The organism is Thermodesulfovibrionia bacterium (assembly GCA_030646035.1).
Taxonomy (GTDB): domain Bacteria; phylum Nitrospirota; class Thermodesulfovibrionia; order UBA6902; family UBA6902; genus JACQZG01.
In genome coordinates, this window is record JAUSMY010000030.1 from 219,051 (window position 1) to 235,930 (window position 16,880).

The 16,880-nt window shown below is 45.9% G+C and carries 13 protein-coding genes; 5 read left to right on the forward strand and 8 right to left on the reverse strand.

Annotated features, from left to right (window positions below; translation table 11 throughout):
• Window positions 1-4: 4 nt before the first annotated feature.
• The 8 genes from murD to mraZ all read right to left on the reverse strand — a co-directional run bounded on the left by murD (window position 5) and on the right by mraZ (window position 9,057).
• Entirely contained in the window at window positions 5-1,486 is a 1,482-nt protein-coding gene (gene murD / locus Q7U10_04710; protein ID MDO8281911.1) for a UDP-N-acetylmuramoyl-L-alanine--D-glutamate ligase, read from the reverse strand.
• On the reverse strand, window positions 1,483-2,565 hold the full coding sequence (mraY, locus tag Q7U10_04715) for a phospho-N-acetylmuramoyl-pentapeptide-transferase (GenBank protein ID MDO8281912.1): 1,083 nt from the start codon (window positions 2,563-2,565) through the stop codon (window positions 1,483-1,485). Before mraY ends, murD begins: the two co-directional genes overlap by 4 nt.
• Window positions 2,555-3,925, reverse strand: coding sequence for a UDP-N-acetylmuramoyl-tripeptide--D-alanyl-D-alanine ligase (gene murF, locus Q7U10_04720; GenBank protein ID MDO8281913.1), 1,371 nt, complete (start codon window positions 3,923-3,925; stop codon window positions 2,555-2,557). Before murF ends, mraY begins: the two co-directional genes overlap by 11 nt.
• An 8-nt stretch (window positions 3,926-3,933) precedes the next feature.
• Window positions 3,934-5,415, reverse strand: coding sequence for a UDP-N-acetylmuramoyl-L-alanyl-D-glutamate--2,6-diaminopimelate ligase (locus Q7U10_04725; protein ID MDO8281914.1), 1,482 nt, complete (start codon window positions 5,413-5,415; stop codon window positions 3,934-3,936).
• Between the two features lie 49 nt (window positions 5,416-5,464).
• Window positions 5,465-7,267 carry a penicillin-binding transpeptidase domain-containing protein gene (locus Q7U10_04730; GenBank protein ID MDO8281915.1) on the reverse strand — a complete coding sequence of 601 codons (1,803 nt, stop codon included), beginning with the start codon at window positions 7,265-7,267 and terminating at the stop codon, window positions 5,465-5,467.
• A gap of 132 nt (window positions 7,268-7,399) precedes the next feature.
• Window positions 7,400-7,732 (reverse strand): hypothetical protein, encoded by a 333-nt coding sequence (locus Q7U10_04735; GenBank protein MDO8281916.1) that lies wholly within the window; start codon window positions 7,730-7,732, stop codon window positions 7,400-7,402.
• The gene (gene rsmH / locus Q7U10_04740; GenBank protein MDO8281917.1) at window positions 7,729-8,604 is read right to left on the reverse strand and encodes a 16S rRNA (cytosine(1402)-N(4))-methyltransferase RsmH; all 876 of its coding nucleotides are present in this window, start codon (window positions 8,602-8,604) and stop codon (window positions 7,729-7,731) included. Before rsmH ends, Q7U10_04735 begins: the two co-directional genes overlap by 4 nt.
• A complete protein-coding gene (gene mraZ, locus Q7U10_04745; protein MDO8281918.1) occupies window positions 8,605-9,057 on the reverse strand; it encodes a division/cell wall cluster transcriptional repressor MraZ in 453 nt (150 codons plus the stop codon). It lies immediately after the preceding gene.
• Window positions 9,058-9,311: 254 nt separating this feature from the next.
• Between mraZ and xerD the strand changes: the two genes are divergently transcribed.
• The 5 genes from xerD to tcmP all read left to right on the forward strand — a co-directional run bounded on the left by xerD (window position 9,312) and on the right by tcmP (window position 16,875).
• A complete protein-coding gene (gene xerD, locus Q7U10_04750) occupies window positions 9,312-10,184 on the forward strand; it encodes a site-specific tyrosine recombinase XerD (protein ID MDO8281919.1) in 873 nt (290 codons plus the stop codon).
• 107 nt (window positions 10,185-10,291) lie between these two features.
• A complete protein-coding gene (locus tag Q7U10_04755) occupies window positions 10,292-12,724 on the forward strand; it encodes an ATP-binding protein (protein ID MDO8281920.1) in 2,433 nt (810 codons plus the stop codon).
• Window positions 12,721-13,659 carry a lysophospholipid acyltransferase family protein gene (locus Q7U10_04760; GenBank protein ID MDO8281921.1) on the forward strand — a complete coding sequence of 313 codons (939 nt, stop codon included), beginning with the start codon at window positions 12,721-12,723 and terminating at the stop codon, window positions 13,657-13,659. Before Q7U10_04755 ends, Q7U10_04760 begins: the two co-directional genes overlap by 4 nt.
• A gap of 100 nt (window positions 13,660-13,759) precedes the next feature.
• Window positions 13,760-15,790, forward strand: coding sequence for a site-specific DNA-methyltransferase (locus tag Q7U10_04765; GenBank protein MDO8281922.1), 2,031 nt, complete (start codon window positions 13,760-13,762; stop codon window positions 15,788-15,790).
• The gene (tcmP, locus tag Q7U10_04770; GenBank protein MDO8281923.1) at window positions 15,790-16,875 is read left to right on the forward strand and encodes a three-Cys-motif partner protein TcmP; all 1,086 of its coding nucleotides are present in this window, start codon (window positions 15,790-15,792) and stop codon (window positions 16,873-16,875) included. Before Q7U10_04765 ends, tcmP begins: the two co-directional genes overlap by 1 nt.
• The last annotated feature ends 5 nt before the right edge of the window (window positions 16,876-16,880 follow it).

Below are 16,880 nucleotides of genomic sequence, written 5' to 3' on the forward strand. Positions count from 1 at the left end.
CCGCCTATGAACTCCTTATTGCATTTACTGCTTCCTTAAAAATTCTGCCCCGGTCTTCAAAATCCTTAAACATGTCAAAGCTTGTGCACCCTGGGGAGAGAAGCACGGTATCGCCTTCAGATGCCCTTGACACAGAGAGCTCAACAGCAGACTTCATGTCTTTGGCATACTCGATAGGCACAATATCTCCAAGGCTGTCTGCTATCTTCTCCTTCGCCTCTCCGAGAAGCACAAGCAGCTTGACCTTATCTTTCACGAGATCCCTTAATGCGGAAAAATCTCCGCCTTTGTCCCTGCCGCCCATGATTAATATCACACTCTCAAAATTTTCAAGTGACTTTTCAACAGCTCCCACATTTGTACCCTTTGAATCATTGATAAAAGTTATGCCGTTAAGGATACGGACTACCTCGTTCCTGTGCTCAAGCCCGGTGAAATCTGCCAGCACATTCCTGACACCTTCTGCGGAAGCCCCTGATAAGATCGCTGTTAGAGACGCAGCCATGGCATTCTCAAGATTATGAGTGCCTTTTATCTTCATCTTGCTGACACTTATCAACTGTGACCTGCCTTCTCCTATCGAAGGATGAAGGACATCAGATAATTTTGAGGGCAGATTATAATAAATGATTCCGTCTTTATAATAAATTCCAATCACCTCATCTCTGAGGCTGAAATAAAGAACATCTGGTTTTACCTGTTTGGATCTCAGCTTTTCGCTCTCGATCTTTTTCAGCAGAGTGTCATCCGCGTTAAGTATCAGATAATCACCCTCGCCCTGATTCTCATATATCCTTTCCTTGGCTTCGGCATAATCGTTGAGCGTATCATAACGGTCAAGATGGTCTGGTGTTATATTCATTATCAGGGCTATCTTCGGCCTGAAATATTTTATCGACTCAAGCTGAAAGCTTGATATCTCAGCAACTATAAGATCAATATCGCTCAGGCCTGCAGCTACGGATGCAAGCTTATATATCTCCTCTGTCAGGGCTGCGCCGATATTGCCTCCGAGCATAGTATGAAACCCCGACTCCCTCAGCATCAGGTCTATCAGCGTGGTCGTGGTTGATTTCCCGTTCGTGCCTGTTATCCCGATAAAATCAGGAGTTTCACTCTTAACTTTGGATTTATAACTTTTAACTATTTCATACGCAAGCTCAAGTTCGCCTATTACCGGGATACCTATCTTCATCGCATTTACTATAGGAGATATCTTCATCGGAACGCCGGGGCTCACGACTATCAGGTCAGCGCTGGTGAAAGCCTCCTCAGGGTTTCCGCCTGTTATCGCCTTAACAGACTGTGACAGCCTTTTCATCTCTCCCTCAAGTGAACTCTGCGGCCTTGTATCTGTGACCGTCACGTTCGCGCCGAAAAAAGAGAGCAGGTTTGCCGCGCCTGTCCCGCTCCTTGCAAGCCCGACAACCAGGACATTTTTATTCTTCAGGCTTTCAACTGTAATATCCATATCCTCTGTTATCATCTGACCTTCAGTGTCGTTAAACTCAGGAGCGCAAGTATGATGCCGACTATCCAGAACCTTACAATGACCTTTGGCTCGGGCCAGCCCTTAAGTTCAAAATGATGGTGAATAGGAGCCATCTTAAAGACGCGTTTGCCTGTCAGTTTGAATGACGCGACCTGTATTATCACTGAGAAGGTCTCTATTACAAAGATGCCGCCTACTATCGCAAGGACGATCTCATGTTTTGTAATTACCGCAAGCGTTCCGAGCGCGCCGCCCAATCCCAATGAGCCGACATCGCCCATAAAGACCTCTGCCGGATAGCTGTTATACCAGAGGAAACCGAGCGAGGCGCCGAAGAGCGCGCCGCAGAATACGGTAAGCTCACCTGTGCCCGGAAGGAAAAGCAGTTGAAGGTACTGTGAAAATCCCGCATGGCCTGAGATATAAACAAGCGCCCCGTTTGCAAGTGTCGCAATCCCGACAAGGCCTATCGCAAGTCCGTCAATGCCGTCTGTCAGGTTGACAGCATTTGATGAGCCGACAATTACAAGGATGGCAAACGGAATATAGAACCATCCGAGGTCAATGAGCCAGTTCTTAAAGAAGGGTATGCTCAGTTTTGTTATATTCGGGTCTTGAGGATTGTAGTAAAAGACCAGACCGATCAGCAGGGCAAGCACTATCTGCGCGCTGAATTTATACCATGCGCTCAGGCCCTTTGAATTCGTCTTCATCAGCTTGAGGTAATCATCAACCAGTCCGATCATGCCGAAGCCGAGTATAGAAAGGAGCATTATGAGTATGTACTTGTTGCTCAGGTCAGCCCAGAGGAGAACACTGATTACGACCGATAAGATTATAAGGATGCCGCCCATTGTAGGAGTGCCTGTCTTGCCGAGGTGGGTCTTGGGGCCGTCATCCCTCACATACTGGGTATAGTGCAGCTTCTTCAGCTTTCCTATAAGCCACGGGGCAAAGATAAAACATATCGCCAGAGACGTAATGATCGCAAGCGCGGTCCTGAATGTTATATACCTGAAGACATTTAACGGTGAATACGATTCACTCAATGAATAAAGTAATTTATACAGCATGTCTGACACCTCTTATGGCGTTCTCTAACTTCATCGAGCGCGATCCCTTGAATAAAACAGTATCTCCTGGTTTTAGAATATCCATTATATTTTCACCAGCCTCGCCGGAGCTGCTGAACCTGTAAACCGGCGCAGGTTTCTCTCCTCTTGCTTTTACATATTCATCAGCGGCAATATTCATCAATTCTCCTACAGCTACAAAGACATCTATATTCATATCTGAAAGCGTATTTCCAAGTTCCCTGTGGGCATCTTCTGCAAACACCCCAAGCTCAAACATATCCCCAAGCACAGCTACAAGCCTGCTTCCTGCACCCATCGCTGCCATCTCTTTCAGCGATTCATTTATCGAGGCAGGGTTTGCGTTGTATGCGTCATTGATCAATATTATATCTCCGATCCTGCTTACCTCAAACCTCATTGGGAACGGCCTGTAAGCCTCAAGCGCCTCCTTTATATCAGAGAGCGATATGCCGAGCGAAGAAGATACAGCCGCTGCCGCAAGCGCGTTATAAAGATTAAAAAGACCATGAGTTTTAAGTGTAATATCTATACTGCCTTTATCCTTTATGCAAAGGGTAAAAGCGCTTCCCTTCTCTGTCAGGCTCAGATCCTTTGCAGTCACATGCGCGGCTTTCTTTATTGAGAAGGTGATGACCTCCCCTTTAAAGTCATTTATGCCTGACATAAGAAGATCATCATCCGCATTCAGCACCGCAACTCTAAGCCCGGGAAGTATCTCAAGCTTCGCATCCCTTATCGCCTCCCTGCTGCCTAACATGCCGATATGCGCAGTACCTATATTTGTCACAACACCATGAGTTGGAAGCGATATCTCGCACAGCCTCCTAATCTCTCCAAGTGCATTCATGCCCAACTCCAGCACAGCCGCCTCATCATCCTTCGTAAGCCTCGTAAGCGTGAGCGGCAGGCCGATATGGTTGTTAAGGTTGCCCTCATTCTTTAAGGCCTTATATCTTTTTGAAAGGATCGCATATGCCATCTCTTTTGTGGTCGTCTTCCCGTTGCTGCCGGTGATTGCGATAACAGGGATATCCCGCTCTTTCCTTATAAAGTGCGCCAGATCCTGCAGCGCCTTTAATGTGTCACCGACATAAACAACCGCTTTGCTTTCAGAAATCGACAGCGGTTGGGTATCCACTACAGCGCCCATACCCCTGCTCAGCGCCTCTTTTAAAAAGTCATGGCCGTCAAACCTCTCACCCCTTATGGCAAAAAAGAGATCTCCCTCTTTGATAGTGCGTGTATCAATGGATACCCCTGTGAAGGCTCCGCCGTCTCCTGATATGAGCCTTCCTTCTGTCGCCTCTATGACCTTTTCCACTGTCAGACCTGCCATGTTATTTTTTACTTTTTGCCTTTTATATTTTTCAAAGCCTCTCTCAGTACCTCTTTATCACTGAAAGGGTAGCGCATGCCGCTTATCTCCTGATAATCCTCATGCCCCTTGCCTGCAAAGAGCAGCACATCACCGGCCTCTGCCATGGAAACAGCCTTGTTTATGGCTTCGGCCCTGTCAGGCACTTCTATATAGTTCTTCTTTTTAATGCCTTTAACAATATCGCTGATTATTTGAAGCGGGTCCTCAGTTCGGGGATTGTCAGAGGTCACGATAACAAGGTCGCTGAGCTCTGAAGCCGCATCGCCCATAAGCTCTCTCTTTGTTTTGTCCCTGTCGCCGCCGCACCCGAATAGGGTTATGACCCTCCCCTTTGTTATCATCCTTGCCTCATTTATCACAGCCTTAAGCGCGTCATCAGTATGGGCATAATCAACTATGCATAAAAAGTCCTGGCCTTCATCAACCTTCTCAAAACGTCCGCTGACCGGCCTCGCTTCAGCGATACCCCTGAGTATGGCATCCTCGCCTATGCCGAGCGCATATGCTATCCCCACAGAGATCAGGATGTTATACACATTGAAGCGGCCGATAAATTCAGACCTGGCCCTGAACCTGCCGCCCGGTGTGATCAGGTCAAAAGATAGCCCGTCTTTATCATCAATATTCTCCGCCCTGATAGTTGCGCCTTCCAAAAGGCCGCATGTAACAACATCACAGCCCAGCCTTTCCTCAACCTCTCTTACAGCAGGGTCATCCCAATTAAGCACGGCCGTACCCTCTTCCCCAAGGTAATTAAAGAGCTTGTCTTTCGCAATAAAATAGTTCTCCATTGAACCGTGAAAATCAAGATGGTCCTGTGTGAAATTGGTAAACGCAGCCACCTTAAATACACATTGGTCAACCCTCTGAAGGGCAAGCGCGTGCGAAGATACCTCTATCACTGCGTATTCCATCCCGTTATCCAGCATCTCCCTGAGATATCTCTGCAGGTCTAAAGACTCGGGCGTGGTCCGTTCCGCTTTTTTTGTCTCGCCGGCTATATACTGGATCGTGCCGAGCAGGCCCGCCCTCTTGCCTCCGGCTTCAATTATGCTTTTTGTTATATAACTTGTGGTCGTCTTTCCGTTCGTGCCGGTTATGCCGACAAGAGAGATCTTTTTTGAAGGCTCACCATAAAACCGCGCGGATATCAAAGCCAGAGCGTTTCTGCTGTCATGAACCTCAATACAGGTCACCCCGCTCAGCAGAGAAGGCTGATATGAAGCATACATATCAGCTATAGGGCTTTCAGTTAATACTGCCGTTGCCCCTCTGTTTATTGCGTCTTTAATAAAATCGTCGCCATCAAAAGAGAGCCCCTTTATCGCCACGAATAAAAAACCTTCAGCCACTGACCTGGAGTCATAGGCTATCCCCATGACCTCAGTATCTAATGAGCCCTCCCTCTCCTTTACCTCCAGTCCTTCTAATAGATCGGCTATTATCATTTATCCCATCAGAAAAATATTATCAAATTCCGTTAGAGAGAGCTGCATTCTAACGGGAGCTATTAACAAGAAGTATGTGGTTCTTGTCGCTTTCCATCGGGATATTAAGATAAGCAAACGCGTTCTCAACTATCCTCTTGAAGACAGGCGCAGCCACCACCCCGCCGTAATTAGCGCCTTTGGGTTCATGAATGACGACTATAAGAGCTATCTCAGGTTTGTCAGCCGGGGCAAACCCCACAAATGAGCTGATAAACTTGTCCTTTGAATACCTTCCGGTATCAGGATCGACCTTCTGTGCCGTGCCTGTCTTGCCGGCAACCAGATTGCCTGTGATCTCGGCGTTCTTGCCGGTGCCGCCTTCAACAGTGACCCCTTTGAGAATGTCTGTGATAACCCCTGCCGTATGGGCTGATATCACCCTCTCTATAATGACAGGAGAATTCTTTTTAATTACCTCTCCGGTATCAGAGATGATCTCGGATACTATATACGGCTTCATGAGAAAACCGCCGTTCGCAATAGCAGAATAAGCCCTGACCATCTGAAGAGGCGTTACTCCTATCTCCTGCCCTATCGATATAGCTCCGATGGAAGTGCCTGACCATTTAGCCGGTCCCCTGAGCATTCCGCCTACCTCTCCGGGCATATCTATGCCGCTCTTGTCTCCGAATCCGAACTTCTTCAGATAGCTGTAATATTTTTCCTTTCCAAGCCTCATCCCTATCTGGATCGACCCGACATTCGATGACTTCTTTATGACATCCTGAAAACTGAGTACGCCATGCCTGTGGGCATCTTTTACCGGCTTGCCGCCAACCACGATAAACCCTCTTGAGCAGTCAAACATCTGGCCCAGCTTCACCGTCCCTTCCTCAAAAGCCGCAGATGCAAGAAATGCCTTTAAGGTAGACCCGGGCTCATACATGTCTGTGACCCCCCTGTTGCGCCTTTCAGCATCTGTTGATTCTTTGGGAAAGTTCGGGTCATAAGCAGGCCTGTTTGCCATTGCAAGTATCTCGCCTGTCATAGGGTTCATCATGATAGCTATCGCGGCCGCAGCCTGCCATTCATCCATGGCCTTTGACAACTCCCGCTCAACGATATACTGAAGGCCCTCATCAATTGTAAGCAGTATGCTGTTGCCTGAGAGTGTGTCCTCTAACCCCTGTGAAAGCCTGTTGCCTCGCGCATCTCTGCCGCCTGAGACCTTCTTCTCCTCGCCCCTCATATATTCATCATATGTGAGTTCAAGGCCGGAGATGCCCTTGTTGTCAATATTCGTATAGCCCAGGAGGTGAGAGGCTGTCTGCCCTTTAGGGTAATAGCGCTTTGTCTCTGTCAGAAGGCCGATCTCCTTTATTAACCTTTCTCTGCTCTTCAGAGAACTGACATTGCGTGAAGTCTCTTCATCCATCTTCCTTGAAAGCCAGACAAAATCCTTATCTTTCTTTGAAATGAAAGTTTTATTGAGATCATTAGCAGAAACATTTATGACAGGAGAAAGTTTGTTTGAAAGCGCTTGAATATCATCTACTTCAGTAGGGACCGCAAACAGAGAGTCGGTCTCAATATTGATCGCCATCTCCTTCATATTCCTGTCCCATATAACCCCTCTCTGAGGCTTTAATGTCTTGGACCTGAGATATTGCTGTCTCGCCTTTCTGGAGAGGGACTCATGCTGTAATACCATAAGGTCAAAAAGGCGGACGGATATGATGAAAAAACAAAAAACAATGAAGGTTGCCAGAATGAAGGCTCTCTTTCTGGACTTTTGAAGCTGTGGAATTTCAGGGTCTTCATCCCATAGCTTCCTGGTGTCGTCAATTCTTTTTCTTCTGTTATTAGCCATGTTCCTATACCGGAATATAAACCCTCAGGGATAGGAATCAGATATCATCCTCTACAAACACCCGCTTGCTTCTACATGTTTGTTGATGCCGCGTCTCTCATTCCTTATCCGCAATATTTACAAAACAAATGATTACCGTTTTTCCATAGCCACTTTATAAAGGCCTGCCTCTTCTGTCCTGCCAACGTAGAAGATGTTCTTCCTGTCCGGAGGGCTCATCCCGAGAACATTGACCGCCGTCTCCTCGATATTCCTGGCTGAAAGGAAATTCGCCCTGTTAGCTGCTACAAACTTCTGTTCGCGGAGAAAGCTTGTCTTCTGCCGATTCAGCTCCCCGAGTTCGTACTCAAGAGAAGTAACCTGGGTACTGCACCATATAAGAGCAAATACCCCTGCAACAAAATAAATGAAAAGACCGAACTTCAGAAGCGTCCATTTTTTCTTCTTTGATCTTCTTATTGTCATATCCTCTCCGCTACCCTTAGTTTTGCGCTCCTTGATGGAGGGTTTGATCTTATCTCCTGCCGGCTTGCGACAAGAGGTTTTCTTGTGATGATATGGAATATACCTTCACTTGCCAGTTTCTTGAATGCGTTCTTTACAATCCTGTCCTCCAGTGAATGATAGGAGAGAACACAGAGCCTTCCGCCCGGATTTAGCATGTCCGCTCCCGAGGTTATTCCGGCTGAAAGCTCATCAAGCTCTTTATTGACCTCGATTCTCAGAGCCTGAAAGGTCCTTGTGGCAGGGTGTATCCTTCCTCTGCCTTTTAGCGAATTTTCTATTATTGCAGCCAGTTCACTGCATGTCTCTATGCGCTTCTTTCTTCTCTCATTAACGATTGCCTTTGCGATCTTTCTGCTGAACCTCTCCTCGCCGAACACAAAGATCAATGTCGCCAGATCCTTTTCGTGGTAACTGTTGACGACCTCTTTGGCAGAAAGTTTCTGGCTCTTGTCCATTCTCATATCAAGAGGCTCATCTTTCATAAAGCTGAAACCCCTGCCTTCGGCCTTAAGCTGCATGGTTGAGACACCGATATCAAGCAGTATGCCGTCAACCGTCTCATAGCCAAGGCTGCTGACTGCGGCCTTTATGTTTGAAAAACTCTCTTTTGCAAAGTAAATATTACTGAAGTCCTTCAGCCTCTCCCTCGCTGACTCAATCGCCGCCTCGTCTCTGTCGATGCCTATCAAAGCGCCAACTTTTGCCTTCTGTAATATCAGCTCGGCATGCCCGCCAAGTCCGAGTGTCGCATCCACGTATATACCTGAGTCTTTTATATTCAATCCTTCTAAAACCTCCCCCGGCATGACCGGGACATGAGTGATGGCCATTTATATTCCAAGGTCTGAAAGCTCTTTCTTAAAGGCATTTTTGTCTATCTTGGTCGGGTCGGCAACCACCTCAAGCGCATTCTTTTCCCATATCTCTATCTTGTTGCCCTGCCCCATAACAACAACTTCACTGCTGAGCCCTGCATCTACACGTAAGGCAGACGGGATCTGTATCCTCCCCTGCTTGTCAAGTTCGCACTCAACGGCAGAGCCCACGACCCTGCGCATGAAGTACTTCACCGAGTCCATGGTCTGTGGTTTATCTTTTACCCTGCCTACCAGATTGCCCCACTCTTCAACCGGATATGCGCAGAGACAGTGGTCAAACGCATCGTTTGCAATTATCAGCTTTGTGTTTTTAGCAGACGAGAGGATCTCACGAAAAGGCGCAGGAATGATTATCCTTCCCTTTGGATCCAGCGTGTTATAATATTTTCCTAAGAAACTAGACACGTCTCCCACCACTTCCCTCCACTTAATACCACCAGTATATTTATATTAATAATACTTGTCAAGAGAAAAATTGATATTTTTATATATATGCTATATTTTGTGGTCTGGGGAATTAAGCCCCACTATATGTGGACAGATTACCGTCCCACGATTGAAGTCAAGGACACCGGCTTAAGCCTGATAGGCTAGGTTAGGCCAAAAAATTTATAATCTTGCACCTTGCATGCAAAATCATAAATCCTGTATTCTGAGAAATGGTTGATCCTGTCCAAAGATTCATAATCTACCTGACAGTTGAGAAAGGGCTGTCGCAAAACACGTTAGAGGCATACGGGAGAGATATCGGGCAATTTTCTGCCTATCTCGATGAGAACGGGAGCGGCATAGCAAGGTTCAGCAAAAAAGATATTGACTCTTACTTAAACCATCTGAACGATTCAGGTAAAGGATCGGCAACACGAGCAAGGCACTTAGCTTCGATCAGGGGCCTTTGCAAGTTCATGCTGATGGAAGGGATTATCACTGAAGACCCTGTTGAGAACCGCTCAACTCCAAAAGGCTGGAAACGTATCCCTAAGGTTCTGGGCATAGAGGATGTCGAGACACTGCTGAGCAGGCCTGAAGGTAAGTATTCCTTAAGAGACAGCGCGATCCTTGAGATCTTTTATTCCTCAGGCCTCCGCGTAAGTGAATTGGTCAATATCAAGATCAGGGACATAAATTTCGAGGCAGGTTTCATCACAATAATGGGCAAGGGGTCCAAAGAAAGGGTCGTGCCGGTCAATGAATACACACTCGGGACGATAAAAAAATATATCGAAGAATTAAGGCCGGAGATCCTCAACAAAAGAACCAGCCATTTTCTATTTCTTAGAAAAGGCGGCATGCCCATGACAAGACAGAGGGTCTTCCAGCTGGTGAAAAAATATTCAAAGGGCCTCTCCTGCGCAGTGTCGCCGCATACGCTCAGGCACTGCTTTGCAAGCCATCTTCTTGACGGAGGGGTTGACCTCAGGGCGCTTCAAAAGATGCTCGGGCATACAGACATCTCAACAACCCAGATATACACCAAGGTCACACCGGACCGTTTAAGAAAGGTTCACAAAAAATATCACCCGAGAAGTTAGTCAATGATCTGTTCGCCGAAAGTTTCTTATTTGTCTTGAACTCTTATATCCAAATGCTGTATCTTTTAAGCTGTATATATAGGCAGCATCTAAACCGGAGGATATCTATGCTTAACAAAGTCACAAGGGAAGAACTCTGCAACTGCTGCGACCTTTCTGATCTGCCCTTTAAAACAACCGATGATGTTCAGCCTCTGGAAGGGACTATAGGCCAGGAGAGGGCACTCAGCGCCCTGGAGTTCGGCCTTGATATAAACAGCCACGGATTCAACATATACATACTCGGCGAAAGCGGCACGGGCAAGATGACCACCATCAGGAAGATCCTGGAAGAAAAAGCAAAAGATGAGCCCACTCCTGATGACTGGTGTTACGTATACAGCTTCAAGAATCCGGATGTTCCGAATATCCTGAACCTGCCCGCAGGGACCGGCGTCGCCTTCAAAAAGAAGATGGATGAACTTATCAATGACCTGCAGCAGGAGATCCCAAAGATATTCGAATCCAAAGAGTATGAGAAGCAAAAGACAAATATCCTGCATGAATTTCAGGAAAAGCAGAAAGAGCTCTTTGCGGAACTGGAAAAGGAAGCAGAGAAGAAAGACTTCAGCCTGCAGAAGAACGTAAGCGGCCTTGCCCTGCTGCCCACAAAGAAGACTGGAGAAGCGCTTACAGAGGATGAGTATGAGAAACTCGAACCTGAAGCAAAGAAGAAGATAGGCAAGATCGGGAAAGAACTGCAGGATAAGCTTGACGATGTTATAAGGCTCGTGAGGGCGGAAGAGAACGAGGTAAAGAAGAAGATAGCCGCTTTGGAACGGCAGGCTGTATTCTCCTCTGTAGGACATCGTATAGATGAAATTAAGAACGGCTACAAAGAGAACGACAAGATTTTAAGCTATCTCGAGGATGTGCAGGAAGACATACTTGAACATCACGAGGACTTCAAGATGCAGGATGAACAGCCCCAGGCCTTCAGCTTCATGAAGCCGCCGAAGACAGAGCCGTCATTCATGAAATATCAGGTCAACGTCCTTGTCAACAACCTCGAACTCAAAGGCGCACCGATAGTTATAGAGACAAACCCGACATACCTGAATTTATTCGGACGGGTGGAGCATAAACTTCAATACGGCGTTGCTGTAACCGATTTTACGATGATCAAACCCGGCGCGCTCCACAAGGCAAACGGCGGCTATCTCGTCACTGACGCCCTTGACCTGCTGAAAAATATTTTCTCCTATGACGCGCTGAAAAGGACCATAAAGGACAGGGAGATAAGAATTGAAGACGTCTGGGAACAATACCGGCAGGTCTCGACCGTAACGCTCAAGCCGCAGCCGGTTCCGTTTGACGTCAAGGTGATACTGGTAGGCAATCCCCGAATCTACTACCTGCTTTATAACCTTGATGAAGAATACCGGGAACTCTTCAAGATAAAGGCAGATTATGAAAACCGCATGGAGAGGAACAAGGAGAACATCCTCAAGTACGCAAGTTTCATAAAGACAAAATGCCTTGAGAGAGACCTGCATCCTTTTGACCAGAGCGCTATCGCAAAGGTCATTGAACACGGTTCAAGGCTTGCCGAACACAAGAACAAACTCTCTGCAAAATTCTCAGAGATAGCGGATATATTGAGAGAAGCTGCCTACTGGTCTAAAAAGAGGAATAACGGCAATGTGACATATGAGGATGTTGAGAAGGCGCTCAATGAGAGGATCTACAGGTCAGACAAGGTGCAGAGAAAGATCCTTGAGGCGATAAAGGACGGCACTATCCTTGTTGATATGGAAGGCTCGGTCGTCGGCCAGATCAACGGCCTTGCGGTACTGGATCTCGGCGATTATAGTTTCGGCATGCCTTCCAGGATCACTGCCAAGACATACGCAGGAAAAGCAGGCATCGTAAACATAGAGCGTGAGACAAAGATGAGCGGCAAGATACATGAAAAGGCCATTCTCATCCTGACCGCGTATCTCGGCGGGAAATACGCAACCAAACGCCCCCTCAGCCTGACCGCTTCGCTGACTTTCGAGCAGCTTTACGGCGGCATAGAAGGCGACAGCGCCACATGCGCAGAGGTCTACGCCCTCTTGAGCAGCATATCAGGAGTTCCGATAAACCAGTCCATCGCAATAACAGGCTCCATGAACCAGCACGGCGAGGTTCAGCCCATCGGCGGGGTCAATGAAAAGATAGAGGGCTTCTTTGAGTTCTGCAAGATCAGCGGCCTTACCGGAAAACAGGGGGTTATAATCCCGAGGCGCAACCTTATCAACCTCATGGTCAGGAACGAGGTCTTCCAGGCTGTAATGGACGGCAAATTCAGCATCTACTCAATAGACAATATTGAAGACGGCATAGAAATTCTCATGGGTATGCCCGCCGGAGAGATAACGCCTGATGAGAAATATCCTAAAGGCACGGTCAACTTCCTTGTGGCTGAAAAACTCCTTGAACTCTCCAAGGCATCGAAAGATAAGCCTGAGAAGAAGGGGACTAAAAAAAGTGATGAAGATACTGCCGATAAAAAATGAGGCCTGAGCGCACGGCAGTTGACAAACCTCATGCGGTCAAATATCTTCTCTGGCTCTTGGAAACCTTTTTAATACTTACCCCTCTCTTTCTCCTCGGAATCATCCCAAGGAGAATTTCCATCAGGCTTGGAGAATCTTTAGGCTCCGGCCTCTTCTTCATCTTCAAAGACAAGAGAAGGATCGCGCTGAAAAATATTGAGATAGCCATTAGCGGTGGCCTTAATATCACAGACACTCCTGAAAAGATTATAAAGCAGCACTTCATCAATCTCGGAAGATCAATAGCTGAAGTCGCAATACTCATACTCGGAAGAAGAGCGATCCTTGAAGATATCATCTTTGAGGGCATTGAACTCTATGAAGAGGCAATGGCAAAAGGACGCGGGGTCATTCTCATTACAGGACATTGCGGCAACTGGGAGCTTACCTCTTTTGCAAAGGCATGGAAGTCCCTGCCTTCCGCTTCAGTTGCAAGGCCGCTCAACAACCCGTATCTGAACAGATGCATTGAGCACTTGAGAACAAGACACGGCAACAGAGTCATTAACAAAAAAGGCGCGCTGAAAGAGATACTTTCTATTCTCAAAAACGGCGGCTCTGTCGGCCTTCTTATGGATCAGAGCGTTGTAGAGAACGAAGCTGTTGTTGTGGAGTTCTTCGGTGAAAAGGTACATGCAATGAAAACGCCTGCTTTATTAGCCATGAAGACAGGCGCAGCGGTCATGCCTATCTTTATAAATTATCTCGGCAATGGAAGACACCGGATAAAATGCTATAGAGAGATACCGCTCAGGATAACAGAGAACAAGGAAGATGATGTAATATTCAATACGCAGATATTTACTAAAATCATTGAAGCCTATATCAAAGAAAATCCGTCTGAGTGGCTGTGGATACACAGACGGTTCAAGCTGAGTCATGGAAGAAGATATTAGATTATAAAAGTATATAATATTGAGAAACATAGGGTGGAATCCATTACTATGTGAGTTGAACTTTCATAGTTTTAATCTGAGGAGAGTGATTTTATAAATTATGCCTGAATCTTTAATAGAACAACTGCCGAAGATTGTTGCCGAGGGTAAGAAGGAAGTGGAGCGGATACTTGAGAGGTTGTCCGGTTCCAATAAGCTTACCTTGCAGACCAATGAGTATGTGCTGCCGTCCAAGGACAAGTCCGGGCTTTATCGCGGGCAGATGAAAGAGATCTCTGAGCAGGAATGGCACAACAGGCTCGTCTATGGCGACAACCTGCTTGTGATGCAGGCGTTACTTGCCGGTGATCCGGCAACCGGACTGCCTTCAATGCGCGGCAAGGTTGACCTCATCTATAATGACCCTCCTTTTGACAGCAAGGCTGATTACCGGACAAAGATCACCCTGCCCGGAACCACTATTGAACAGAAGCCCACTGTGCTTGAACAATTTGCCTATTCCGACACATGGAAAGACGGGACAGTCAGTTATTTGCGAATGATGTATCCGAGACTTGTACTGATGAGAGAATTGCTGAGTGAGCAGGGATCAATTTATGTCCATCTCGATTGGCATGTCGGGCATTATGTGAAGGTGTTGATGGATGAGATTTTCGGGAAAGAGAATTTCGTAAATGAGATTGTGTGGAAGCGATCAACTGCGCACAGTGATAGTAAAACATATGGGAATCTTCACGATGTACTTTTCTTGTATTCCAAAAGCCAAAACAATATTTTCAATACCCAATACGAACCATATACCGATGACTATATAAAAACTTATTATAGGCACAAAGACGAAAAAGGTATTTTTTTAGATCGAGACTTGTCGGCTAAAGGGCTTCAAGGTGGCGGGTATTCGTATGAGTGGAAAGGAAAGCAAGGGATATGGCGCTGTCCAAAAGATACAATGGCAAGATATGAGAAAGAGGGTAGATTATATTACACAAAGAATGGGACGCCAAGATTAAAACAGTATATGAACGACATGCCGGGAATTCCCATTCAAGATATATGGACAAATATTTTCACAGTTAATTCCCAAGCTAAAGAACGAGTCGAATATGGCACACAAAAACCAGAATCCCTTCTTGAACGTATCGTCAAATCATCATCCAACGAAAACTCCATCATAGCCGACTTCTTCTCCGGCTCCGGCACTACCGGAGCGGTTGCTGAAAAAAATGGACGCAGGTGGATAATGTCGGACATCGGCAAACCGGCTATCATGATTACAAGGCAGCGTCTTATAGATCAGGAGGCAAAGCCGTTCCTTTATCAATCCATCGGCGATTATCAGAAGGAAGCCTTTACCTCAAGCCGTCTGTTCAGACGTATTGGTGATCTGTCACAGGTCGTCATCAACCTCTACGGCGCATTGCCCTTCCCTGACGAGCAGAATCCAAACCGCAATCTTGGATACATTAAAAATTCACGCACCCTCGTTGTGGTTGATTCCCCTTCAAAACTGACCGGCTATGCCACATTGAAAAAGGCGCAGGAATTGAGGGAGTCCTTTCTCGGCGGATGGAACAAGGTCGTTGTCCTCGGCTGGAACTTTGTCTTTGATATTGCAACGCTCATCAAGAATTTCAACGATGATAAACTGGAAGTTCTGGTCATACCTCCTGATCTTCTCGACAAGCTAAAGACAAAGTCCAGTTATGAAAGCCTCCTGAAAAGCGGCAAGATACGATTCTCATCGCTCCAGTATCTCTCTATCAAAAAGCCGAGGATAAAAAACTATTCATCCGATATTGATGAAATAACTATCGAGCTGGACAATTATATTCTGCTCTCTCCTGGCTCCCTGCCCCTTGACGACGCAAACAAGGAAAAATTGCAGGACATCATCGCCAACGACCCGCTTGCGCTTATCGAATACTGGAGCGTAGACCCTGACTATGACGGCGAAACCTTCCGCAGTAAATGGCAGGATTACAGAAGCAACGTTGATAATGACGCTGACCCCTTCAGAGTCGTAAAAGAAGTCGCCATCCTGTCACCAAAGGTCAAAGGCAACCGCAAAATCTGCGTGAAGGCTGTGGATGTGTTCGGGTTTGAGAGCGTTGTTGTGGAGGAAGTGGGGTAATGGAGAAGATATATAAAAACGGCTACGACTTCTTTTTCTGGCCCTATGAACCACAAACAAAAATAAAGCATTTTGTGTTCACGGAATATTTCGATAAATGGGTAACAATTGTCGGCAAATGGAATGATTTGAACTATTTTGACTGCTTTGCCGGAAGCGGAGCATACATTGAAAATGACAAAATTCATTACGGCTCTCCTATACTTGCAGCAGAAGTTATCGAAAAAAACAAAGAAAACTTGGACAGAAAAGTTACTATCGTCCTGATTGAAAAAGACAAAAACAATATCGAAAACATCTGTAAGCTATTTAAACACAGAGGGCTTAACACAGAGCCTATAATTATTGAAGGAAGCTTTGATGCTGAAATAAATAAACTTCTGGATGAAACTAAGGGCAACTTAAAACCGACATTCTTTTTTATTGATCCTTTCGGCTTTAAAATAAAGTTTCAAACCCTTCAGCGGATTATGGCAATTCCCAAATCAGAGATATTGCTCAACTTCATGTTTACGCAAGTAAACCGTTTTTTAATTGACGAACTTGAAGACACGCTTAATGATTTATTCGGATGCAAGGATTGGAAAGCTTTAAAAACATTAAGCGGTACAGAGAGAGAGCAGGGAATCGTTAATTTATATCGGACAAAATTAAAAGAATTTTCAAAGTTTGCTTTTCCATATCGCCTTAGCTTTTCCGACAGAGACAGAACCTACTATTATCTTTTTCACCTCACAAACAACCTTAAAGGATGCTCAATCATGAAGTCAGCATTTGCTAAATTCAATTACGGCAAAGTTGAGTTCTCCGGGCCTAAACATGGTTGTTTAACCTTATTTGATAATAAGGACATGAAGGTAAGCGAGATAAAACAGTTTTTGGTTGAGAAGTATAAAGGGCAAACAAAACGATATGAGGACATCTTAATTGAAATCATAGACTCGGAACTTTTTTTGGAGGCTGGAATTAAAACTGCTTTAAAAGAAATGGAAGGTAAGGAAGCAAAAATAGCAAGAAATCCTGAATTGACAGAGAAGGGAAGGAAAAGAAAAAGTATAGACCTTAATGATGCGGTAACTTTTTGAGGTGA